Annotated in this window: 18 protein-coding genes and 1 tRNA gene; 11 read left to right on the forward strand and 8 right to left on the reverse strand. The window is 64.5% G+C overall.

What is annotated here, in order from left to right:
• The 4 genes from HAP47_RS06915 (at nt 1) to HAP47_RS06930 (ending at nt 4525) form a co-directional block, all read left to right on the forward strand.
• A complete protein-coding gene (locus tag HAP47_RS06915; RefSeq protein ID WP_173638891.1) occupies nt 1-1392 on the forward strand; it encodes a serine hydrolase domain-containing protein in 1392 nt (463 codons plus the stop codon).
• Between the two features lie 306 nt (nt 1393-1698).
• Nucleotides 1699-2799 carry an ABC transporter ATP-binding protein gene (locus HAP47_RS06920; protein WP_231168952.1) on the forward strand — a complete coding sequence of 367 codons (1101 nt, stop codon included), beginning with the start codon at nt 1699-1701 and terminating at the stop codon, nt 2797-2799.
• Nucleotides 2796-3710, forward strand: a complete 915-nt coding sequence (locus tag HAP47_RS06925; protein WP_173638890.1) for an ABC transporter permease — start codon at nt 2796-2798, stop codon at nt 3708-3710. The genes HAP47_RS06920 and HAP47_RS06925 overlap by 4 nt, the downstream gene beginning before the upstream one ends.
• Complete coding sequence (locus HAP47_RS06930) at nt 3710-4525, forward strand: ABC transporter permease (protein ID WP_173638889.1); 816 nt, start codon at nt 3710-3712, stop codon at nt 4523-4525. Before HAP47_RS06925 ends, HAP47_RS06930 begins: the two co-directional genes overlap by 1 nt.
• Before the next feature lie 64 nt (nt 4526-4589).
• Here HAP47_RS06930 and HAP47_RS06935 read toward each other — a convergent pair whose 3' ends face one another.
• From HAP47_RS06935 to HAP47_RS06950, 4 genes are all read right to left on the reverse strand, one after another.
• Nucleotides 4590-5441, reverse strand: coding sequence for a carbohydrate ABC transporter permease (locus tag HAP47_RS06935; protein ID WP_092123530.1), 852 nt, complete (start codon nt 5439-5441; stop codon nt 4590-4592).
• Complete coding sequence (locus tag HAP47_RS06940; RefSeq protein WP_173638888.1) at nt 5438-6307, reverse strand: carbohydrate ABC transporter permease; 870 nt, start codon at nt 6305-6307, stop codon at nt 5438-5440. The genes HAP47_RS06935 and HAP47_RS06940 overlap by 4 nt, the downstream gene beginning before the upstream one ends.
• A gap of 179 nt (nt 6308-6486) precedes the next feature.
• Nucleotides 6487-7872 (reverse strand): ABC transporter substrate-binding protein, encoded by a 1386-nt coding sequence (locus HAP47_RS06945; protein WP_173638887.1) that lies wholly within the window; start codon nt 7870-7872, stop codon nt 6487-6489.
• 176 nt (nt 7873-8048) lie between these two features.
• The gene (locus HAP47_RS06950; RefSeq protein ID WP_231168798.1) at nt 8049-10013 is read right to left on the reverse strand and encodes an AsmA family protein; all 1965 of its coding nucleotides are present in this window, start codon (nt 10011-10013) and stop codon (nt 8049-8051) included.
• 244 nt (nt 10014-10257) lie between these two features.
• Here HAP47_RS06950 and HAP47_RS06955 point away from each other — a divergent pair, with 244 nt between their 5' ends.
• The 4 genes from HAP47_RS06955 (at nt 10258) to HAP47_RS06970 (ending at nt 13269) form a co-directional block, all read left to right on the forward strand.
• A complete protein-coding gene (locus HAP47_RS06955) occupies nt 10258-10965 on the forward strand; it encodes a CoA transferase subunit A (RefSeq protein ID WP_173638886.1) in 708 nt (235 codons plus the stop codon).
• Nucleotides 10966-11058: 93 nt separating this feature from the next.
• Nucleotides 11059-11709 (forward strand): 3-oxoacid CoA-transferase subunit B, encoded by a 651-nt coding sequence (locus HAP47_RS06960; RefSeq protein WP_173638885.1) that lies wholly within the window; start codon nt 11059-11061, stop codon nt 11707-11709.
• Between the two features lies 1 nt (nt 11710).
• Complete coding sequence (locus HAP47_RS06965) at nt 11711-12355, forward strand: GNAT family N-acetyltransferase (RefSeq protein WP_173638884.1); 645 nt, start codon at nt 11711-11713, stop codon at nt 12353-12355.
• 428 nt (nt 12356-12783) lie between these two features.
• Nucleotides 12784-13269: a cyclic nucleotide-binding domain-containing protein gene (locus HAP47_RS06970; protein ID WP_173638883.1), complete on the forward strand. Its 486-nt coding sequence runs from the start codon at nt 12784-12786 to the stop codon at nt 13267-13269.
• Here the strand turns inward: HAP47_RS06970 and HAP47_RS06975 are convergent.
• Both HAP47_RS06975 and HAP47_RS06980 read right to left on the reverse strand, forming a co-directional pair.
• Entirely contained in the window at nt 13208-14035 is an 828-nt protein-coding gene (locus HAP47_RS06975) for a metallophosphoesterase family protein (RefSeq protein ID WP_173638882.1), read from the reverse strand. The two genes, HAP47_RS06970 and HAP47_RS06975, sit on opposite strands and share 62 nt — an antisense overlap.
• A 128-nt stretch (nt 14036-14163) precedes the next feature.
• The gene (locus HAP47_RS06980; RefSeq protein WP_173638881.1) at nt 14164-18099 is read right to left on the reverse strand and encodes a sensor histidine kinase; all 3936 of its coding nucleotides are present in this window, start codon (nt 18097-18099) and stop codon (nt 14164-14166) included.
• 362 nt (nt 18100-18461) lie between these two features.
• Here HAP47_RS06980 and HAP47_RS06985 point away from each other — a divergent pair, with 362 nt between their 5' ends.
• The 3 genes from HAP47_RS06985 (at nt 18462) to HAP47_RS06995 (ending at nt 19830) form a co-directional block, all read left to right on the forward strand.
• On the forward strand, nt 18462-18866 hold the full coding sequence (locus HAP47_RS06985; protein ID WP_173638880.1) for a phasin family protein: 405 nt from the start codon (nt 18462-18464) through the stop codon (nt 18864-18866).
• Between the two features lie 262 nt (nt 18867-19128).
• A complete protein-coding gene (locus HAP47_RS06990) occupies nt 19129-19566 on the forward strand; it encodes a phasin (RefSeq protein ID WP_173638879.1) in 438 nt (145 codons plus the stop codon).
• A gap of 187 nt (nt 19567-19753) precedes the next feature.
• A tRNA-His gene (locus HAP47_RS06995) sits at nt 19754-19830 on the forward strand.
• Nucleotides 19831-20034: 204 nt separating this feature from the next.
• Here the strand turns inward: HAP47_RS06995 and HAP47_RS07000 are convergent.
• Nucleotides 20035-21345: a type II toxin-antitoxin system HipA family toxin gene (locus tag HAP47_RS07000; RefSeq protein ID WP_173638878.1), complete on the reverse strand. Its 1311-nt coding sequence runs from the start codon at nt 21343-21345 to the stop codon at nt 20035-20037.
• Entirely contained in the window at nt 21345-21599 is a 255-nt protein-coding gene (locus tag HAP47_RS07005; protein WP_173638877.1) for a helix-turn-helix domain-containing protein, read from the reverse strand. The genes HAP47_RS07000 and HAP47_RS07005 overlap by 1 nt, the downstream gene beginning before the upstream one ends.
• Between the last annotated feature and the right edge of the window lie 159 nt (nt 21600-21758).

The raw sequence follows: 21758 nt of genomic DNA on the forward strand, positions 1-21758 counted from the left end.
ATGCATATTCGCCAGATTATTTTCGCCGTCGTGCTACTCGGCACTTTGCTTCGGTTCGGGCCTGCGGCAGCAGAAGATGGCTTCCCGGCAGCGGAGTGGGAGCGCGTCACCCCTGCAGAATTGGGCTGGTCAGAAACCGAGTTGGCCCAAGCGCGATCCTTTTCGGATCAGATTCGCTCAAGTGCGGTTGTGATCGTTCAGCACGGAAAGGTAGTGGCCGAGTGGGGCAATACGACGAAGCCAATGGAACTCGCTTCGATCCGCAAGAGCCTGCTCAGCGCCCTGACCGGCATCGCAGTGTCGGATCACCTGATCAACCCCGACAGCACGCTTGGTGAACTCGGCATCGACGATAATCCGCCTGGCTTGACCGGGATCGAGAAGGGCGCGACGGTGCGCGAACTCCTCGAAGCGCGTTCCGGGGTCTACCACGCGGCGCTCTACGAGACGCCGGACATGGCTAAGATGAGACCGCCGCGCGGCAGCCACCCGCCCGGCACCTTCTGGTACTACAACAATTGGGACTTCAACGCGCTAGGCACGATCTACGAACACGCAACTGGCACCGGCATCTTCGAGGCGCTCGACCAAAAGATCGCAAAGCCAATCGGCATGCAGGACTACCGGCCACAGGATGGCAGCTACGTCCGCGGCGAAGCGTCCATCCATCCCGCCTATGCGATCCGCATGAGCGCACGGGACTTGGCGCGTTTTGCACTTCTCTATCTGCACAAAGGCAATTGGGCCGGATACCAGATCGTGCCGCGGGAGTGGGTGGAAGAGAGCACGCGCAGCTATTCGAGAGCTGCGTCCGGGCTCGGCTATGGCTATCTCTGGTGGATCGGTTTTCTGGGCGGTGCGGTTGCGCCTACGGTGACTTTACCGGAGGGCAGCTTTTTGGCCGAAGGGTTCGGCGGCCAGTACGCTTTGGTCGTGCCCGCACTCGACCTCGTCGTGGTGCATCGTGTCGACCAAGACACGCCCTTCACCGAACCTTCTATGCGTAGTGTTGGCAGGCTCTTCTGGCTGATCCTGAAGGCCGAGGGCTATGATCCGGGGCCCGATGCCTCGCTCGCCGCGGCGACCGGCGAACGACCGACAGGTGAGACCCTGGCCGCAAAATTCCAGGGCAAGACGATCAGCTTCGGTACAAAGCTCAGGGATGGTCCGCGTACAATGCGATTCGAGCCCGACGGCCGGATGACCTATACGCACCGGGACGAGGCCCTTGGACCTACAGCCGGGACATGGACGGTCGCGGAGGATAAGCTCTGTATCTTGATCTTGGGTGCCAGACGTCGCTGCTACATTCCGGTGCTGAACGGTGAACAGATTGAGTTGTTCGACGAGCTTGGCGTCATGCAAATCGCCGGGGTGGCGCTGCCTCGGTGATCTGCATGCAGCAATCGGCTCGCGACGTCCGTTCAGGGTCCAAAGCGTAAGGTTCAGACCGAGCAGTGCCTTCCGGTTTGTACCTCAAAGCCGACGCAACGCGTTGATAAAAGTACACGCCCTGGCAGAGGAACGGAGACCGACAATATTGCGGGAGATGTCCGTGAGCCGGTTGAGCCGCTGGCGATCCGCCGCTAGCTTGCCGCCAGGATTGGACCTTGCAGGGAATCGGGGCTTCTTGACGTGACATCGGACGAAGCGAGTGCGGAGGCGGCAAAGCCGTTGCCTGAACCGGCCGTCTCGGACATGCCGCTGCTGCGGATCGAGGGCGTCGCCAAGTCGTTCGGCAATTTCCGCGCGGTCGACCGGCTCTCGCTTGACGTCCGCGCCGGCGAGTTCTTCGCGCTGCTCGGCCCGAGCGGCTGCGGCAAGACCACGCTGCTGCGTATGCTCGCAGGCTTCGAGACCCCGGACGAGGGCCGCATCCTGCTCGGCGGCAGCGACATCGCCCAGGTGCTGCCGCATGAGCGGCCCGTCAACATGATGTTCCAGAACTACGCGCTGTTCCCGCATCTGTCGGTGCGCGACAACATCGCCTTCGGCCTCAGGCGCGCGGGCATGGCGCGTCGCGATATCGCGACCCGCGTTGCCGAGATGGTGGCGCTCGTCAAGCTCGAGGGGCTCGAGAAGCGCAAGCCAGACCAGCTCTCCGGCGGACAGCGGCAACGCGTGGCGTTGGCGCGCTCGCTGGCGCGCCGCCCGCAGGTGCTGCTGCTTGATGAGCCGCTCGCCGCGCTCGACAAGAAATTGCGCGAGAGCACGCAAGGCGAGCTGATGGAGCTGCAACGCCGGCTCGGGATGACCTTCATCATCGTCACTCACGATCAGGAGGAGGCGATGACGATGGCCGGACGGATCGGGGTGATGGATGCCGGCCGTCTGGTCCAGGTCGCCACCCCGCGCAACCTCTATGAGGCGCCGGCCTCGCGCTGGATCGCCGGGTTCGTCGGTGACATCAACCTGTTCAACGGCCAGGTCGCCGCCCGTGAGAATGGACGGTTGACGGTCTCGACCGCGGAAGCAGGCACGCTCGCGGTCAGCGAGCTGTGGCCGCCGGTGATCAAGGAGGTCGTCAGCGTCGCGATCCGCCCCGAGAAGGTGAGGCTGTCGCGCCGCGCGCCGGCGTCGGACGCGGGTGCGTCGCAGATGATCAACCGGCTGGAGGGCGTCGTCACCGACGTCAATTATCTCGGCGGCGTGACGAGCTACCGCGTGAAGCTGGAGACGGGCGCGGTGGTGCGCTCGTCGATGGCCAACACCGCGCGGCTCGATGTCGACGCCTATCTTGCCGGCCAGCGCGTGGTGGCGTGGTTCACCGCCGACGACTGCCTGGTGCTCGAGCAATGAGCGCGCGCCGCATCTTCGCCCGGCCGGCGCGGCTCGCCGCGATCGCGCCCTACCTCTGGATGGTGCTGTTCTTCCTGGTGCCGTTCGGCTTCGTGTTGAAGATCAGCCTGTCGCAGACCGCGATCGCGCAGCCGCCCTATACGCCGGTGTTCGATTTCACCGAAGGCCGCGCGGCGCTGGCCGCTGCGTTTGCGCAATTGTCGTTCGATAATTTCCGCCTACTGCTGCAGGACAATCTGTACATCCTGTCCTATTTGCGCAGCCTCGTCGTCGCGGTGACCTCGACCCTGATCCTGCTGCTGATCGGCTATCCCATTGCCTACGGCATGGCGCGGCTGCCGCAGCGCTGGCAGGGCGTGGCGATGATGCTGGTCATCGTGCCGTTCTGGACCTCGTTCCTGATCCGCATCTATGCCTGGATCAACATCCTGCAGCATGACGGCCTGTTCAACCAGATCCTGCTGGCGCTGCATGTCGTGTCCGCGCCGGTGGTCTGGCTGTCGACCGACAGCGCGATGTATCTCGGCATCGTCTACTCCTATCTGCCGTTCATGATCCTGCCGCTCTATGCGACGCTCTCGAAGATGGATGCGTCGCTCCTGGAAGCGGCGGGCGATCTGGGCGCCTCGCCGCTGCAGGCGTTCTGGCTGGTGACGTTCCCGCTATCGCTGCCGGGCGTCGGCGCCGGCGCGCTGCTCTGCTTCATTCCGATCGTCGGCGAATTCGTGATTCCCGATCTGCTCGCCGGGTCCAATTCGCTGATGATCGGGCAGACGCTGTGGCTCGAGTTCTTCACCAACAAGGACTGGCCGGTGGCGTCAGCCGCGGCGGTCGCGCTGCTGCTGCTGCTGGTGCCTTCGCTCGTGCTCTACGACCGCCTGCAGCGCCGCCAGCTCGAGGCCAATCGCTGATGGCGCCCAGTGTCACCAGGCTCACGCGCTTCAACATGACGTCGCTGGCGCTCGGGCTGGCGTTCCTCTATCTGCCGATCGTCATCCTCGTGATCTATTCCTTCAACGCCTCGCGGCTGGTGACGGTGTGGGGCGGCTGGTCGCTGCGCTGGTACCACGAGTTCTTCAGCGATCGCGCCATGCTGGAGGCGGCGTGGATGAGCCTGTCGGTCGCCGCGGTGTCGGCGACGTTGGCCACCCTGCTGGGCACGCTGGCGGCGGTCGGGCTGGCGCGGGGCGAACGGTTCCGGGGGCGGGCGCTGTTCTCCGGCATGCTGTATTCGCCGCTGGTGATGCCGGAGGTGATCTCCGGCCTGTCGCTGCTGCTGCTGTTCGTGGCGCTGAATGCCGAGCGCGGCTTCTGGACGGTGACGATCGCCCACACCACGCTGACGATGTGCTTCGTCACCGTCGTGGTGCAGTCGCGTCTGGCCACGCTCGACCGCAGCATGGAGGAGGCCGCGATGGACCTCGGCTGCGATCCGGTGCGCGCGTTCCTTCTGGTGACGCTGCCGCTGATCGTGCCGGCGATCATAGCCGGCTGGATGCTGGCCTTCACGCTGTCGCTCGACGACGTCGTGATTGCGAGCTTCACCACCGGTCCCGGCTCGGCGACGCTGCCGATCCGGATCTATTCCGAAGTTCGGCTCGGCGTGAAGCCCGAGATCAACGCGATCTGCACGCTGGTGATCGCGCTGATCGCCGTGATCATCGTGGTCGCCTCATTTGCCTCGAAACTGTCGAGCTCGCAGGGCGAGAGCGCCGCGCCGCTGTAGATTCTTGTTTGACGCGTTTTCTTCACGCGAACCGGTGTCCACTTCGCTCGAAAATGCTCTGGCCTCACGACTTGACGGCGCCGGCGGTCAGCCCGCCGACCATGTAACGCTTGAAGGCGTAATAGACCGCGGCCGGCGGCAGCGCGTAGATGAAGCCGGTGGTCATCAAGAGCTCCCACGGCGAGTCGTCGGCGGCGAGGAAGTTGCCGAGCGCGACCGGCAGCGTGATGTCGGTGTCCTTCGACAGCAGCAGGAACGCGTAGAGATATTCGTTCCAGGCGAGCAGGATCGCGTAGGTGCCGACCGCGACCAGCGAGGGCATCATCAACGGCACATAGACCAGGCGGAACAGCTGCAGCGTGGTGGCGCCGTCCATCGTCGCGGCCTCGTCGAGCTCGACCGGCAGCTTGTCGGAGGCCTGCTTCAGCACCCAGATCGCGTAGGGCGCGGCGATCGTCACCATCGCCAGGATCAGCGACCAGTGATTGTTGAGCAGGCCGTAGGTGCCCATGGTGCGGTACATCGGCACGGCGAGGAACGCCGCCGGGATGAAATAGGTGAACAGCGCCAGGTTCATCACCGCCCGGCCGCCCGGCACGCGCAGCCGCGAGATCGAGAATGCCGCGGCGGTGGCGACGAACAGCGTCAGCGCGCCGACGGCCACCGCGATCACGGCCGAATTCCAGAACTGGATCCAGAAGTCGCGCAGGAAGTAATGCTGCTGGTGGAACACGATCGAGAAATTATGCAGCGTCGGATGCGTCGGCCACAGCTTGCCGGTGAACGCGTCCTCCTTCGGCGAGATCGCAAACACGAACATGTGGTAGATCGGGATCATGGTCCAGATGAAGACCGGGATGCCGATCAGCAGCAGCTTGGCTTCGGTGCCGACTTCGCGGAGGGTGGGCAGCTTCATCGCGACAACCGTTTCATCATGTAATAGACCAGCGGCAGCACGAACGGCATCGCGCAGACGATCGAGGCCATCGCCAGCGACAGCTGGTCGAGCCTGAGATAGCGGATGCCGAGGGTCGACAGCACGTGGGTGAGGTCGGCGGGCCCGCCGCCGGTGAGCAGATAGACGCTGTTGAAATCGCCCAGCGTCCAGATCATCGAGAGCAGCGTGCAGGTGATGTAGAGCGTCTGCATCGACGGCCAGGTGATGTAGCGGAACTTCTGCCACCAATTGGCGCCGTCGACGTCGGATGCCTCGTACAGATCCTGCGGGATGGCGAGCCGTCCGGTCAGCAGGATCAGCGTCCAGAACGGCAGCGATTTCCAGATGTGCACGCCGATCGCCATCGCGAGCGCGACCGCCGGATCGTTCAGCCAGTTCGGGCCGTCGTCGCCGGTGAACTTGAAGATCAGCTGGTTGACCACGCCCCATTCGGGGTTGAGCATGAAGCGCACGGAAAGAATCGTCGGGATCGACGGCACCGCCCAGGGCAGAATGAAGATCACCGACAGCCACCTGATCCAGGGCCGTTGCTGGGCGAAGAAGCCGGACAGGAACAGCGCGATCAGCATCTTGATGTTGATGCCGATGACCAGGAAGATCAGCGTGTTGACGGCCGCGCGCGCGAAGATCGGGTCATTATAGAGCGCGACATAGCTTGACGGATGACGCGCCAGCCACAGGCCGTAGCCGACCGGATAGACCACGAAGGCGAGGAAGACGAGCAGATAGGGCACGAGCAGCACGATGCCCCAGACCTGCGGCGGCGACAGCCGCGCCGACAGTGGCGGCGAGGGGACATCGGATGCGGAGAGCGTGATCGCCATATGCGTTACCCTACACGCCGCTGTCGTCCCTGCGAAAGCAGGGACCCATAACCACCGGCCTTCGTTGTTGCGCGAAAGCCGTCGACCAGTATTCTCGAAAACGACTGCCGCGGCGTATGGGTCTCTGCTTTCGCAGGGACGACCAGAGAAATGCGCCGCGGCAGTTGGTCTCGCAACTTTTACCCCGCCACTTGCTTGATGCGGGCGATCAGTTCGTCGACGGCCTTGTCCACCGGCACCTTCTCGCTGACGACGCGGTTCATGGCCTTGGCCCAGACGTTCTCGTTGTTCAGGATGGTGAACTTCCAGTTCTTGGTAAAGTCGAACGGCGCGGTGCCGCCGGTGAACTGATTCCAGACCGCCTTGCGATGCCGGTCGGCCTGCCAGAACGGGCTCGCCTGGCTGGCCTTGGTCACCGGGAACCAGCGGCCGAGCGCACCTTCGATATAGGGCCGGACGTTGTCTTCCTGCATCAGGAAGCTGATGAACTGCTTGCCTTCCGCCTTGTTCTTGGCGTTGGCGAAGATCAGCCCGGTCTTGACGTCGGAGCGGTACCGGATCGTCGAGCCGTCCGGCGCCTTCGGGAACGACGCCGTGATGATGTCGTGCTCATAGGCCTGCTTGCCGGCGGCGCGTTGCGCGTCGGTCAGCGCCGGGTTGGTCGAATCCTCGAACCACTTCGCCGCGATCGAGATGGTGAAATTGTGGGTCATCACGATCGTCTTGTTGTGGAAGGCGACGTTGTTGTCCGGATCCTTCCAGGTCGTCGAGGAGGGCGGCGTGCAGCCCTTGATGTAGGTGTCGGTATAGTCCTTCAGCGCGTGGATCAGGCCGTCGCGCACCTTGGGATCGTCGACCAGGAGCTTGCCGTCGTCGTCGACCAGTTTGACGTGGTAGGCGTCCATGAAGGTGTAGAACGACTGGAACGAGTCGGTGGATTCCACGCCCATCGGCTGGCCGACGCCGTAGATGCGCTGGCCGGTCGCCTTGCGGATCCCAGGCTGCACTTTGTCGCACCAGAACGTCCAGTAATCCTCCCACTTGGTCGGGATGTCGGCGGCCTTGAAGCCGGCCTTCTCCAGCATGTCGCCCCAGATCTGGACGTGCATGCTCTGCTGCTTCAGCGGGAAGCCGTAATAGGACTTCTTCTTGGTGACGTCATTGTAGAGCAGGGCCGCTTCCAGCGTGTTCGGCGCGAAGGCGTCCTTCATCGGCAGCATGATGTCGGACAGGTCTTCGAGCTTGCCCTCGAATGCCCACTTGCCCTGCGCCTGCACATCGTAGGTGTCGGAATAGGCGACGTCGGGCACGGTGCCGGAATCCAGCGCGGCGACCGTCTTCGGAATCATGTCCTGGATCGCGTATTGCGACAGTTCGACCTTGATGCCGGTCTTGGCTTCGAATTTCTTGATCGTATCGAGCAGCGCGTCGTCTTCGGACTTGTAGAATCCCTTGCCCCACCAGACGGTGATCGTCTTGCCCTGGGCCAGAGCGGGTGCAGTTGCGGCGAACAGGCCGACCGCAGCGACCGCAATTGATAGCGCACCGAAAACCTTGGATCTCACGTTCTTCTCCCCTCATGAGGCCGATTTTTTTAACCGGTTGGGGAAAACACTAGCGCATGCCCGTGACCCGATAAAGATGCCGCGTCGGCGACTTCTGTAGGGGGCTCGCGGGAGAGCGTGGATCAGTCCCGCTGCATTGATGCGGAAAGTGAATGGATCGATCAGTTCGACCTTGGTCAGTTCGATTTGGCATTCTCGGCCGCTGTCGCCGGTGCGTTGCCGGGTGCGCCGGCCGCGGCATCGGGCGCGGCCGCGGGCCGTGCGGCGCCGCCGGTGATGCGCTCGATCACCGAGCGCACCGCGTCGCGGGTCTTGCGATCCTTCACGGCGTCGAGCAGCGGGGCGGATGCGGGCGAGCGGCGGATCAGGCTTTCCGGATCGGGGAAGATCAACGGATCGTCCCACGGGCCTTGAATCACGAAGGGCAGATCGAACGCGGTGCCGCCGGCCGCCGCCGAGGTCAGGCTGGCGACGCCCTTGAGATCATACTCGCGCGACGGCACCGAGGCGGTGCCGGTCAGCGTGATCTTCGCCGCGGGGCTCTCGACATGGATGTCGTCGGCGGTCGCGACGCCGTCGGCGAATTTCACCGAGATGCTGAGATTGTCATAGGGCGTCGAGCCGGAGCGGAAATTGCCGCCGCCGGACAGCGGCCGCTTCTCCAGCCGCCGCAGCAATTGCTCGACATTGAAGCCGGCGATCGCGCCGTCATGCCCGATCAGCGTCGCGGTGCCGTCCAGCGACGACGCGAGCCCGAACGGGCTCGAGCCGGAGGCCGTCAGCGAGACGTTGAGGTTGCCGCGTCCCGACAGCTTGTTGATGCCGAACAGCTCGCTGGCACAGGCCTGCAAATCGACATCGGTGAACTGGAATTGCGCCCTGACGTCGGCAACCGCATCCGAGCGCGCGATCGCGAACGAGCCCTTGGCGATGCCGCCATACATTTGCGCCTCGCCGACACTGAGCGCGAGCGCGCCGCCGCGCAGATTGGCGCCGAACGCGGTGCGGCCGAGCTTGGACGGGCCGACCGTCACCTTGGCTGCCGACAGGCGCATGTCGAGATCGGTCGACGACAGCGAGGAGAGGTCGAACAGCTGCCTGTTCCAGTCGCGCTGGCCGCTGGCCAGCAGGCGGAACGTCGAGATGTAGGGCGTGAAATCGAGATTGCCGGCGGCAAGCGTCGCCTGCAGCGTCTGCCGGCCGTTATTGGCGTAGGTCATCACGCCCTCGGCGACATTGCCGTCGAGCTCGACATTGACATTGGTCAGCGCGACCGAGCCGCCGACCACATTGGCGCGAGCCTTCAGTGCGAAGCGGCCGAAGCCGCCACCGCCGCCGGGCGGCGCCTGGCCCATCCAGCGCAACGCGTTGCGCAGCGCCGGGCTGTCCATGGTGGCGGTGCCTTCCATCATCAGGCTGGTGCGGTTGGCGACGGTTCCGTCGAACGCAATCTTCAGCGGCGCGCTGGCAAGCCGCGCCTTGAGGCCGGAGCGGTCGCCCGACAGCAGCGCGACGAAATCGCTGGCGCTGATCGAGCCGTCGACGCGCTCGCCGCGCCAGTCGAACTGGCCGGTTGCGGCAAACGAACGCGAGATGGAGGGCCAGGCCAGCGAAAGGTCGATATCGCCGAGCTGTTCGGAGATGTGGTTGGTGCCGTCCTCGTAATTCAGCTCGCCGTCCTGGATCCGGATTTCCGAGAACGACACCTGGTTCTCGGCGCCGGGCGTCATCGTCTTGGCGATGGTCTCGACGAACGGGGTCCAGTTGCTCTCGCCGGCGCCGTCGCGAACCACATGGATATGCGGGCGGAGCATCATGACGTCGGCAATCTCGAACCGCCGCAGCAACAGCGGCAGCAGGCGCAGGTTCGCGGTCAGCACGTCGACCTGCAAGGCCGGATCGGTGGTATCGGCGCCCTTGAGCCCGACATTGTGAAAGGAGACATAGCTGCCGGGAAACACTGAAACGTCGATCGGCCCGTTGACGACGAGCTCGAGCCCGGTCACGGCGCGAATCTGCGCTTCCACCGCGCTCCGCAGCGCGTCCCGGTTCAGGAACCACGACGTTCCGACCAGCCCCACGAGCGCCAGGCCGAGGAGCGCCGCGATTGGCATCCCCAGGCGCTTAATTCCTTGGGCCATCGTCAATGACATATCCGGGTCGGGTTGAGTTTTGTCGGGTCGTCGTCGAACACTGCCGGCTGCGCAATGGAAGCCGGTGCCAACACACGCAACTTGAAGGGTTTTCTTGTCGCTTTCAAGGCCATGTTGACGTCGCAGGCCGCCGCCCGTCGCCGCACGGGGCCGTGATTGACGCATTGCGAAGATTTCGCCTAATAATCCGCTGGACAGAGCCGTTCCGCGCCCTCCATCAGGTATTCATTGCATGAACAAGGTTTATCCCGACGCCAAATCGGCCCTCGATGGTCTCCTCAAGGACGGCATGATGATCATGTCGGGCGGCTTCGGCCTCTGCGGCATCGCCGAGACCCTGTCGGATGCGATCCGCGATTCCGGCGTCAAGGGCCTGACGGTCGTCTCCAACAATGCCGGCGTCGACGGCATTGGCCTCAGCCGGCTGCTGGAGACGCGCCAGATCAAGAAGATGATCTCGTCCTATGTCGGTGAGAACAAGCTGTTTGCCCAGCAATATCTCGCCGGCGAGCTCGAGCTCGAGTTCAACCCCCAGGGCACGCTGGCCGAGCGCATCCGCGCCGGCGGCGCCGGGATCCCGGCCTTCTACACCAAGACCGGCGTCGGCACGCTGATCGCCGAAGGCAAGGAAGTGAAGGAATTCGACGGCGAGAAGTACATCATGGAACGCGGCCTGTTCGCCGACGTCGCCATCGTGCATGCCTGGAAGGGCGACACCGCCGGCAACCTCGTCTACCGCAAGACCGCGCGCAACTTTAACCCGATGATGGCTACCGCAGCGAAGGTCACCGTCGCCGAGGTCGAGCATCTGGTGCCGGCCGGCGAGATCGACCCGGACCACATCCACACCCCCGGCATCTTCGTCAAGCGCATCATCGAGGTCGGGGCGGCTAAGAAGCGGATTGAGTTCCGCAACACCCGCCCGCGGCCCGCCGCTTAACGCATGATCCGGAAAACCGGGCACCGGTTTTCCGGCAAGATGTTTTTCGACAAGATCCTGCGCAACTAAGACATAACTCTTCAGGAGAGCCTCATGGCCTGGACCCGCGAACAGATGGCCGCCCGCGCCGCCAAGGAGTTGCGCGACGGCTATTACGTCAATCTCGGCATCGGCATCCCGACGCTGGTCTCGAACTACATCCCCGAAGGCATCGACGTCAGCCTGCAGAGCGAGAACGGCATGCTCGGCATGGGCCCGTTTCCTTACGAGGACGAGGTCGACGCCGACCTCATCAATGCTGGCAAGCAGACCGTGAGCGAATTGCCGTCGACCAGCTATTTCTCGTCGGCCGATTCCTTCGGCATGGTGCGCGGCGGTCATATCGACCTGTCGATCCTCGGTGCCATGCAGGTGGCGCAGAATGGCGACCTCGCCAACTGGATGATCCCCGGCAAGATGGTGAAGGGCATGGGCGGCGCGATGGACCTCGTCGCCGGCGTCAAGCGCGTCGTGGTCGTGATGGAGCATTCCGCCAAGGACGGCGCGAAGCTGCTCAAGCAATGCAATCTGCCGCTGACCGGTGAGCGCGTGGTCGACATGGTCGTGACCGACCTTGCGGTGTTCACCATCGACAAGCACGGCAAGGACGGCATGGCGCTGATCGAGCTCGCCGATGGCGTCACGCTCGACGAGGTCAAGGCCAAGACCGAGGCGGAGTTCCGCGTCGCGCTGAAGAACACCTGAGATGGATCGTGCGGGACGATCCACGATCCGTCCCGCACGATCCGACGACGCCGGCTTTATCGCCCGCATCGTGCTGGCCGCGCAGCGCGGCCCGCAGCCACGCGGCTGGTTCGACATCGCGCTCGACCGGCCGGAGGCGGAATGCCTGGCGTTCATGGCGCGGCTCGCCGTGGCGCGAGTGCGCTCATGGTACCATGTCGCCCACTTCCTCATCGCTGAGGTCGACGGTGTGCCGGCTGCCGCGCTGTGCGCCATGCCGGCATCCGGAACGGTCGTCGCCGCACGCGCGGCGATCGAGGAGGTCGCTGCCGAGACCGGTGCGGATGCCGACGGCATCGTCGCGCGCGGCGGCTATGCCCGCAATTGCTGGGTCCAGGGCGGCGAGGGCGACTGGCTGATCGAGCACGTCGCAGCCGAAGCGTCGCATCGCGGCGGCGGCCTGGTGCAGGCCCTGATCGGCCGCGCGCTCGCCGACGGCAAGGCTGCCGGCTATTCGCGGGCATCGATCTCGTTCGTGATCGGCAACGACGCGGCCGAGCGCTGCTACACCATGGCCGGCTTTGCCTTCGCCGAAGAGAAGCGCGATGCGGCGTTCGAGGCGCTGACCGGCGCGCCGGGTTTTCGCAGGTTTGCGCGGGGGATGTGAGGCGGCGCCAGGAATGCCGCATCCACCGCCGTCGCGATCTGTGTGTCGCATCAGTCCGAACGCTTGTCGCAATAGTCCAAATGTTCGGACGCAGGTGACGTCAATCAAAGGCATTTTGGCGTCTCGTTGCGTACCCGCCGTCATTGTATCGCATCGGCAATCCGGCCAACAAAAAACAAAATCCGGATCGAAGGAGGGCGCGGCTGTGGCAAGGTGCGGATGATCTCACGATTTGCCGCGCCGTTGCAGCCGTCTTTGCCCTCCGATTGTCTCCATCATCGAGGATCGATCCTTGATTAAGGTTTTTCGCCGCTCGCCGCTGCGTCCCTAACGCACGCCTGCCGACAATTTGGGCAGACCGCCCGGCCAATCCTGTTCACCTTGGCCGCATCTCCGCCTAGTCTGACTGCAGACGGAGGCGAAACAGCATGCGAGCGATCCTTGATCACTGCACCGGCGGGAGCAGGCGCAGCCTGTCGGCCGGCACGGATTTCATCGAGGAGGGCGGCCAGACCGGTCATCTGTTCGTGCTGCTCGAGGGCAAGGTGGAAGTCGTGAAGGGCGACAGTCTGGTCGCGGTGATCGACGAGCCCGGCGCGGTGTTCGGCGAGATGAGTGTTCTGCTCGACAGGCCGCACAGCGCAAAGGTGCGCGCGGCGTCCGACTGCGTCCTGTACGAGTTCGACGATGCGGCGTCGTTCCTGCGGGAGCAGCCTGCGCTGGCGCTGCTGATCGCGCAGCTCCTGGCGCAACGGCTGCATGTCGCCACGAGCTACCTTGCCGATCTGATGCATCAATATGCCGATCACGGCACCCATCTGGCGATGGTCAGCGAGGTGCTGCAGAGCATGATCAACCTGCCGCCGATGCAGGTCGCGCCAGGCTCGGATCGGCAATCCGATCCAAGGATGTGAGCCAGTCGGGTGCCTCGCCGAGCGGCGTTGCCGGCCGATGCAAGGGGGCGTTGAGATCGACGATCTGCGCGTCGCCGGCGGCGAGCCAGAAAACCTTCTCCTGGGTGAGATCGAGCACGATGTAGACCGGCGGCCGGCCGGGCTGCAGGCCGGTATTGAACACCCAGGTCGTCCCGATCCGGTCGAACCACGAGCCGTTCGGGATGAACGGCGATTGATGCACATGGCCCGAGATCACCATCGCCGGGTGGCGGCGTTCGATCCAGCGCAGCAGCTCGACGTCGCCGAAGAAGCGCTTGCCGCCCCAGCTGATCGGGGAATCCGCCGGCGGGGCGTGATGCACCCAGACCCAGCGGCGGTGCGGCATGGCGACTGCCTCGCGCAGCTGGTCGTCGATCCGCGCCTTGACCATCGGGCCGTCCCACCACGGGCACACCGTGAACAGCGTGTCGCCGATGGTCAGATTGTCGCCGTCGCAGGCCACGCCGAATTCCCTGACGGCGGCGACCCATCGCGCGACCTTCTCGCCCTCTGCGTTGCGCTCGTCGAGGTCGTGATTGCCCGAGCAGAAGATCACGCGCGTGAGGCCGGCGAGGCGCGAGAGGTATTTCGTGACGACGACGATCTGGGCGCGGAAATCGACCGCCGAGCCGAGGTTGAGCGCATCGCCGGCGAAGATCACCAGATCGAATTGCGGCGCGGCCGCCAGCAGCCAGTCGAACTGCGGCAATGAATAATGCAGGTCGGCGACGACGAGACAGCGCATTGGTGAAAACCCGAATGCCCGGAAAACGGGCGGGACCGCACGGCAATGAATTCAAACAAGCTGAATTGCAGCAAGATTTATGCCGCGTCGCGCCGATCCGCCGCGACAGATTCCCGCACCGCGCCCGCTTACACCCTTGCTGCGGAGTGGGCGAATGTCACTTCGATCAGCGTGCCGGTGCGGCCGCCGGTGCGGATCTGGAATTTGGCGCGGTTGGCTTCGACCAGCGCTTTGGTTAGCGACAGACTGACGCCGCCGGAGCCGGCCTGATCGGATGGCGCAGGCGCCCGGAACGGTTCGAGCGCGGCGGCGACCTCGTTGTCGTTGAGGCTTTGGCCGGTGTCGCGCACGCGCAGCGTCACCTCGCCGAAATCCGACAGCGCGGTCGAGACGATCACCTGGCCGCCGGCATTGGCGAGATGGATCGAGTTGCCGATCAGGTTCAGCGTGATCTGGCGCAGCGCGCGGGCGTCGGCGACCACCGGCGGCAGCGTGTGCGCGAGCGAGGTGCGAATGATGATGCGCTCGCGATTGGCCTGCGGCTGCATCACGGCGACGCAGCTCTCCACCATCTCGTTGAGGTTCTGGCTGGTGAAGGCGAGGTCGAGCTTGCCGGTCTCGATCCGCGACAGATCGAGCAGATCGTTGACGATGGCGATCACCCGCTCGCCGGAGGCGCGGATGTCCTTCATGTATTCGACATAGCGCTCGTTGCCGAGCGCGCCGAAGCGTTCGCCGATCATCACCTCGGCGAAGCCGATGATGGCGTTGAGCGGCGTGCGCAGCTCGTGGCTAATCCGCGCCAGCATGTCGGATTTGCCGTTCGCCGCGCGTTCGGCGAGCCGCCGCGCCTCGCGCAGTTCGCCCTCGCTCTTTTTGGTCTGCGAGAGATCGCGGAACACGGCGAAGAAATTCGGCCCGTCGGCGCGGGTGCGGCCCATCGTCACCGACAGCGGGATGATGCCGCCCTGGCGCACGCGGCCGAGCGTCTCGCGGCCGTGGTCGAGCAGGCTGGCGACGCCGGCCGATTTCACGCTCGTGAGATAGTCGAAGATGCCGTGCTGGCTTTCCGGCGCGAACAGGTCGGCGAGATTATGCGTGACGAACTCGTCCCCGTCATAGCCGAACAGCGCCTCCGCGCTGCGGTTGCAGGAATGGATGTTGCCCTCGGCATCGAACATGATGATGCCTTCGGCCGCGGTATCGAGGATCGCGCCGAGCTCCTCGGCGTCGGCGTGGCCGGCCGGCGGCGGCAGTGGCGCAAGCACCGGCTCGGCGGCAGCCGCAGGCTCGGGCTCCGGATCGGACAGGGCGGCCGCGACCGCGGCATCTTCGTCCAGCGTGCGCGAGAAGATCAGCGCAAGCGCGGAATCGTCGTCCCAGGTGATGGTGTGCAGCCGTGCCTCCGCGGACACTGACTGCGCGCCGTCGTCCGCGTTCTGGTTTGCGGAGATCGTCACCGGCGTGCCGGTGCCGGAGGTGCTGCTCGCTTGCGAGACGCCGGGCTCGACATAGAGCGCATCGAGCCCGCCGGCGGCTTCCAGCGCGTGCAGGCTGTCATAGCCCATGCGGGTGAGGAAGGGGTGGTTGGCATAGAGCAGGCGGTCGAGCCGGTAGATCAGGATGCCCACCGGCAAGAGATCGAGCAGCGCGCGGTCGCGCCGGGACTCTCCGCGCGGTGCAGGTTCTGTCGCGGCGAGCCAACCGGCCTTTGCCGCGTCGGCCGGCGTCGCCGGTTGCGCGACCGTCTCTTGCGGCCGCGGCGTATCCGCCTCCTGCGGCGGTTCGCTGGCGGGCGGCTCTTCGGCAACCGCCTCCGTGGTGGCGCGCTCGTTCGTCGTCGCGGTGAGGCCGGCCTCGCTCTCGAGCCGCGCCGACAATTGGCGGGCGAGCTCGTTGAAGGCGTTGTTCTCGACCGGCGTCAGCGACGGCGGCCGCGTGTCGCCGGCAAGGCGGAACTGCACCACGTTCTGCGGCGGGTCGTGACGCACGTCGTGCGTTCCTCCGTTCGTTTCTCCGGTCGTTTCTTGGGGCGTTTCCACGGCGTGATCCGGATCGGCTTGGTGTGAAGTCTCTGCTGCTGTCGGCTCGGTCAATTCCTCAGGTGGTGCTGCGGTCGTGTCGGGCGGCGGCTCCGCGTGCGGCGGAGAAACATCATGCGGCGCGGCTGCCCCGGGCGGCGCGGCGGTGCGCGGCGCCGGCGCGGCATCGGCCGACAGCGATCGCGGCGCGATCGAGCGGCTGAAGAACTCATAGCGGCGCAATGCGGCGAGTCGCGCAAGCCCGTCGAGGTCGCGACACACACCAAAGCCGCGGTAGCCGGCGAAATTCCTGGAACGATCGAACACCGGCAGGCCGGACAGTTCGACCGGCAGCCGGCCGCCGCCGTCGACCGGCCAGTGCAGCGTGATGCCGCTCCAGGTGTCGCGGCTGGCGACCGCCTTGAGGACGCGGCCCTCGGGATCGAGGCCAAAGCTCTCGGCGATGTCGCTCCAGAGACGGCCGAAGCCTGCCGCGGTGTGCAGGCCGATCAGGCGGGTGAATTCGTCGGAGCCGAGCGAGAAGCGCGCCTCATGGTCCATCTGCCACATGAAGCGCAGCGGATGCCGCCGCACCGGCAACGGCTCGTCGAGCCAGGATGGCGGCGGCACCGGCGCCAGCGTCGCGGGCGCCGGCTCGGCGGCAGGCGGCGGAGGTGGCACATCCGCGATCGCATAAGGCGAGGGGACGGGCTCGGCCGGTGGCGCCGATGCTTCTGGAGTTAGCGCGTGTGCGGTCTCTTCGAGAGCGGGCGTAGGCTCAACTGCGGGCGCTTCGACCTGTGCCGCAGCGGGCACCTCGATCAGCGCTTCCGATAGCGGTTCCTCGACCGCGGCAGTTTCGTCAGGCGCGGTGTCGAGAGGCGTGGTCTCGACCGGTGCTTGCTCTGCATGCGTCGGCTCTGCCGATGCGAGCGGTGGAGCAGGGTGCGCGGGCCCTTCGATCTGCGCCACTGCGGGCACTTCGATGAGCGCTTCCGACAACGGCTCCTCGACGGCGGGAGTTTCGTCCGGTGTGGTGTCGAATGCCGTTGTCGCGACGGGCGCGGTCTCGACGTGCATCTCTTCCGACGCGGGAGATGGAGCCGCGCGCGCAGGCTCGGATTCAGTCACGCTGACGATCGGCTCGATTGCGACGCGCTCTTCCAACTGCGGATCCAGCGCATCGAACAGCGTGAAGCTGGCCGGCGCTTCGCCTGTGGGCGCGGGGGCTTCTTCATGCGCGGTTGGCTGTTCGACGGCGGCAGGCGCTGGTGGTGGCTCGACTGCTGCGGCCTCTTGCGGCGCTGCTGCGCGTCCCGGTGCTTCCGGCGCAGCCATCTCCGCCTGAACCGGCTCAGGCACGATCGGTGCCGCCGGTTTGGCGGCGAGATGCGCCGCCGGCTTGATCAGCGCGATCAGCGCGCGATCGGCGCCACGGCCGATCCGCTGCAGCACGACGCGGCCGATCGCAACGCTGGCCGCCGCGCGGCCCTGCGCCAGCGCTTCGTCGCGGGCGGCATCGAGGCCGGCTTCGGTGAGATCGTGCAGGCCGGTCAGCGAACGGGCCGCCTCGTTTGTTGCGACCAAAAGTCCGTCGCCGTTGAAGGCGGCCGCCGGACGCGCCAGCCCCTGCACCAGCCGCAGCAAACGCTCGGCGAGCGGCATGTTGCGGCCAGAGGCATCGAGCGCGCTCATCAGGATGCCGTGGCTACCGTCGGGCAGGTCGATCCGCCTGCAGCCGCAGGTCGCGAGCATGCCGGGCGCCGCGCCAAAGCCGCGCAGCCGCTCCAGCCGCACCGCGCCGCCTGCGTCGAGGCTGGGGCCGAGCCGCGCGATCTGGCGGCGATGCGGATCGGCCGGGCCGAAGGCGCGCTTCGCCAGCTCGGCGCCACTGGCGGCACCGAATACCTGCGCGCCGACCGGATTGGCCCACAGAATCCGTGCGCCGTCGGCCGACCACAGCCATGCCGGCAGGGCGCCCGACGCATGGTCCGCCAGCCTCACATCGCCGAGCGCCTGGATCTGGAATTCCGCGTCACTCATCACGCAAGATTTGACCGCATGGTTTGGCTTCTTCCTTAGCTTTGCCGGAGCGCCGGCGGCCGCAGGACGACAGCCTTAACAGAAGGTTAGTATCGCAACTGGGGGGCGGCAGGTCCATGTCCGCGGCCAGCGTGCCCCGGCTTAAGCCGGGATAACGTTAACTTGGCTGAACGATCCACAGCCGTTTGGCGTTGTCGGGCAGAGAGAGGCGGCTGCGACAGCGTGTTGCGGACCCAGGGCGGCAGCGCGTCACACCTGCGATCGCAATGCCACGATATGTTCTGCCGTCTATTCTACCTTGTATTCTGCCCTGGCCCGCACGGCCAACCGGCGGGCCGACCACCAAGCGAGGGAGAGCGACCATGAGCGACAACGGGCGTGACCAGTTCGAGATCCCCAAGCTCGAAATTCCCAAGGACATGCGGTCGATGGCGGAGGCGAGCTTCGATCAGGCGCGCAAGGCTTTCGAGCAGTTCGTGACCAACGCGCGGGACACCGCCGGCAAGATCGAGGAGCGCAACGTCACGATGCGCGCCGGCGCCAAGGAGCTTTCCGCCAAGGCGCTGTCCTACGCCGAGAAGAACGTGCAGTCGTCGCTGGATTATGCCCAGTCGCTGCTCAAGGCCAAGGACCTCACCGAGGTAATGCGGCTGCACAGCGAATATGTGCAGGGCCAGATGCGCTCGCTCGCCGAGCAGGCCAGCGAGATGGGCCAGGCGGTCAGCCGCGCCGCGATGGATGCGGTCAAGCCCAAGAGCCAAGGCTGATGAAGAGCTGACGGACTGTGGCAGGCCAAGCCTGGTCGGGCGCGGTAACCCTATATTCCACCGCACAAAAAATGTGGCGTTGCACGCGATCTCACGTTGCGTTGCACAAAATTGACATGATATGGGTGTTTATTAGGCGCGCCCGACGAAGGGCACTCCCGTGAATCAAGGCAGCGTGATCCATTTCAACGTTCCCGGCCTTTGTGTCTCCGGGACGTCCGCAATGGTCACATCTACTCACCCGTTGCGAAGGATTACACGTATGACCAACCCGTCCGATCCGTTTTCCGCCTCGATCATCCCGTTCGAGGTTCCCGAGCAGATGCGCGCGTTCGCCGAAAAGGGCGTGCTACAGGCGCGCGACAGCTACGCCAAGTTCAAGGACGCTGCCGAAACCCACAACTCGACGGTCGAGGCCGTCTTCACCTCGATGAACAAGGGCGCCACCGCGTATTCGGCCAAGCTGATCGAGTTCTTCAAGGCCAACACCACCACCTCGCTCGATTTCGCCCAGGAGCTGTTCAGCGTGAAGTCGCCGACCGAAGCGGTCGAGCTGTGGACCTCGCACGCCCGCAAGCAGTTCGAGACCTACACCGCACAGGCCAAGGAACTGGCCGAGCTCGGCCAGAAGGTCGCCAGCGAGACCGCCGAGCCGATCAAGGCCAGCGCCTCGAAGTTCTACCAGCAGCCGGCCGCCTGATCGCAGCCTGCATGAGATAGCGGAAGGCCCGGGCCGATGCGGTCCGGGCCTTTTTGCTGGACGGGGGCCGTGGATTGGCCCGAGATAAGGGCGGAAATCAGCGCGTTACGGCCTTGCCAAAGGCGGGCGTTGCACCTAGTTTCCGCCGAAATCGCCGCCCCCTTTTTGCGGGGCCGTGCGTCAGGATGCAGTTGTAGCTCAGTTGGTTAGAGCGCCTGTCTGTGGAACAGGAGGTCGGTGGTTCGAGCCCACCCAACTGTACCAACAGAATCAATAGCTTCTTTTAGTCTTGCTCGAAGCCATCGATCCGATAGCTACCAAATAGCTACCACGGCGACGCAGAAACCGTTCTTGTTCAAAACGCGGTCGTTCGCAATGACGGGTTCACAGGTTCGAGCAGTGTTTGCGAAACCACTGAACCTGACAAAGTGCGTCCCTGCGTGATTTGCGCCGGCATGATCCGACGGCCTAGTTTGTCTCGCTGATGAGCTTGATGCGGTGCAGGGCTGCGGCTTGTATCGATTCCGTTAGGTTTTTTGGGAAGCCTTTGGGCAAGGCTTTTGTCACTCTTTCAAAATTCGCCTCGAAAGTCGTGATCAACTCAGCAAAGATTGCTCGCACGACAGGGACGCCGACGCCCGACATTTCGGCTGTCTGGATGAAATGCCGCGGGAGGATCTCGTTCACAGTGTAGTGGCGGCTCTTGCCGACCGACATGGCGAGCTTGAATGCTTTGGGCTGAATTTGCTTTGCGTCCAGACTAGGTTGTGCGCTTAGCACATCGTACAGGGGCGTAAGACGGAAACGCCCCCCGGGGCTGAGGAAGACGCTGAAGTTCTTGGCATGGCCGTCCGTCGCACCAATCAGCCAAAACACGACACTTGCGCGCATGACGATCGAAGTATCTTGAGCGGGAGCATCGCTGCCCTTGAGCAACTCCAGAATTTCCTTGATGCCGGGACCGCCATCAGTCTGATACTTTCGCGTCGACGGGATCGATAGTGCTTGGCAGCAGTCCTCCTGGGGCAACCTTAGGAGACGCTTGTCGCGCGTCCAGCGCCGGTCAAATCGCTCAACGACAAGTGTCCGCCGTCCACCGAAGTCTGCGATCTCCGCATTGGCGGCAGGTACGCCAAGAGCCGCAATCAGCTTGAGGCAGAAATATTCGTTCTCGACACTGTTTGAGAGGTCGACCCCATTGGGCAGGCGTCCGATTTGTGGTTTCAGAATATGGGTCGTCGCCGTTGTGCCGGACGGCTTGTACCATTTGCCGTCTCGGCGTAGGAGAGCCGTCTTTTCCTGAGCGCCGGCAAGTGAGATACGAAAATCGTCGTCCTCTCCGAGGCCAAGTGGCGCAGCGGCGAGATTTTGGATGATGTCTGTAATCTGTTCGTCGCTGATCGGTTTCCCCTCGATCTTTCCTGCTGGTCCTGGATCGTCACCTTGCGGCAGGAATTGAAGTGCGCCGACGCAATCGTGGCCAACAGCTGAAAGCATGCTGTAGGCGTCTGTACCGTTGGCTCCCACGCGTTCGGCGACGCGCCTGCGTATCGGTTCACTGTCGGGCAGAAGGTTATCGAAGACATTGATTACCGGCGCGCCAATGTACCGCTCCTCCCGAAGTGGCAAGGAAAGCGAAATCGGGAACGTGGATTCCCAGGCAAGCCAGTCGGCATCGTAACGGAAATCGATCGCGCCGCTGGACTCGCGCTTAAGCACTCCCGCGTGACGGCCGTTTACGAACACATTCAGCGGCGCATTGGCTCGCGGGCGGCCCATCAGAAGATGTCCTCAATATCGGCCGCGTTTGCTTTGCTTCGTGGGCGAACAACGAGCTCGAGATCAAGCGCAGCCAAGGCCTCCATCACGGTGTGAAGCTGCATGGCCGGTGCGCCCCCCTCCAGCCGTGATACAGTTCCTTGCCGAAGGTGGATGTTCTTCCCGAGATCGGATTGCGTCAGGCCAGCTTTCTTGCGGGCCCGGCGCAGGATGGCGCCGAGCTGCTTTTCTGTTCGCGCGATTTGCTGGGTCATAGCCCACCTCCGAAACCAAGTATACGCGATCGCGTATAAAATATCAATAACCGCGATCGCGTATAAATTCTAAGTACACGCAATCGCGTATAAATCGATCGCATACGCGATCGCAGATAAACTCTTGGCCCGCTTAAAAACGCAAAAACAGCCCGACTG

Source organism: Bradyrhizobium sp. 41S5, assembly GCF_011516665.3.
In the GTDB taxonomy this organism is placed as follows: Bacteria; Pseudomonadota; Alphaproteobacteria; order Rhizobiales; family Xanthobacteraceae; genus Bradyrhizobium; species Bradyrhizobium quebecense.

Coding starts and splice junctions, on each gene's coding strand:
- HAP47_RS06915 (WP_173638891.1), top strand. CDS start 1: ATGCATATTCGCCAGATTATTTTCGCCGTCGTGCTACTCGGCACTTTG.
- HAP47_RS06940 (WP_173638888.1), bottom strand. CDS start 6,307: ATGGCGATCACGCTCTCCGCATCCGATGTCCCCTCGCCGCCACTGTCG.
- HAP47_RS06975 (WP_173638882.1), bottom strand. CDS start 14,035: ATGCGCTGTCTCGTCGTCGCCGACCTGCATTATTCATTGCCGCAGTTC.
- HAP47_RS06955 (WP_173638886.1), top strand. CDS start 10,258: ATGAACAAGGTTTATCCCGACGCCAAATCGGCCCTCGATGGTCTCCTC.
- HAP47_RS06930 (WP_173638889.1), top strand. CDS start 3,710: ATGGCGCCCAGTGTCACCAGGCTCACGCGCTTCAACATGACGTCGCTG.
- HAP47_RS07005 (WP_173638877.1), bottom strand. CDS start 21,599: ATGACCCAGCAAATCGCGCGAACAGAAAAGCAGCTCGGCGCCATCCTG.
- HAP47_RS06920 (WP_231168952.1), top strand. CDS start 1,699: ATGCCGCTGCTGCGGATCGAGGGCGTCGCCAAGTCGTTCGGCAATTTC.
- HAP47_RS06990 (WP_173638879.1), top strand. CDS start 19,129: ATGACCAACCCGTCCGATCCGTTTTCCGCCTCGATCATCCCGTTCGAG.
- HAP47_RS06980 (WP_173638881.1), bottom strand. CDS start 18,099: ATGAGTGACGCGGAATTCCAGATCCAGGCGCTCGGCGATGTGAGGCTG.
- HAP47_RS06950 (WP_231168798.1), bottom strand. CDS start 10,013: ATGGCCCAAGGAATTAAGCGCCTGGGGATGCCAATCGCGGCGCTCCTC.
- HAP47_RS07000 (WP_173638878.1), bottom strand. CDS start 21,345: ATGGGCCGCCCGCGAGCCAATGCGCCGCTGAATGTGTTCGTAAACGGC.
- HAP47_RS06970 (WP_173638883.1), top strand. CDS start 12,784: ATGCGAGCGATCCTTGATCACTGCACCGGCGGGAGCAGGCGCAGCCTG.
- HAP47_RS06965 (WP_173638884.1), top strand. CDS start 11,711: ATGGATCGTGCGGGACGATCCACGATCCGTCCCGCACGATCCGACGAC.
- HAP47_RS06925 (WP_173638890.1), top strand. CDS start 2,796: ATGAGCGCGCGCCGCATCTTCGCCCGGCCGGCGCGGCTCGCCGCGATC.
- HAP47_RS06960 (WP_173638885.1), top strand. CDS start 11,059: ATGGCCTGGACCCGCGAACAGATGGCCGCCCGCGCCGCCAAGGAGTTG.
- HAP47_RS06985 (WP_173638880.1), top strand. CDS start 18,462: ATGAGCGACAACGGGCGTGACCAGTTCGAGATCCCCAAGCTCGAAATT.
- HAP47_RS06935 (WP_092123530.1), bottom strand. CDS start 5,441: ATGAAGCTGCCCACCCTCCGCGAAGTCGGCACCGAAGCCAAGCTGCTG.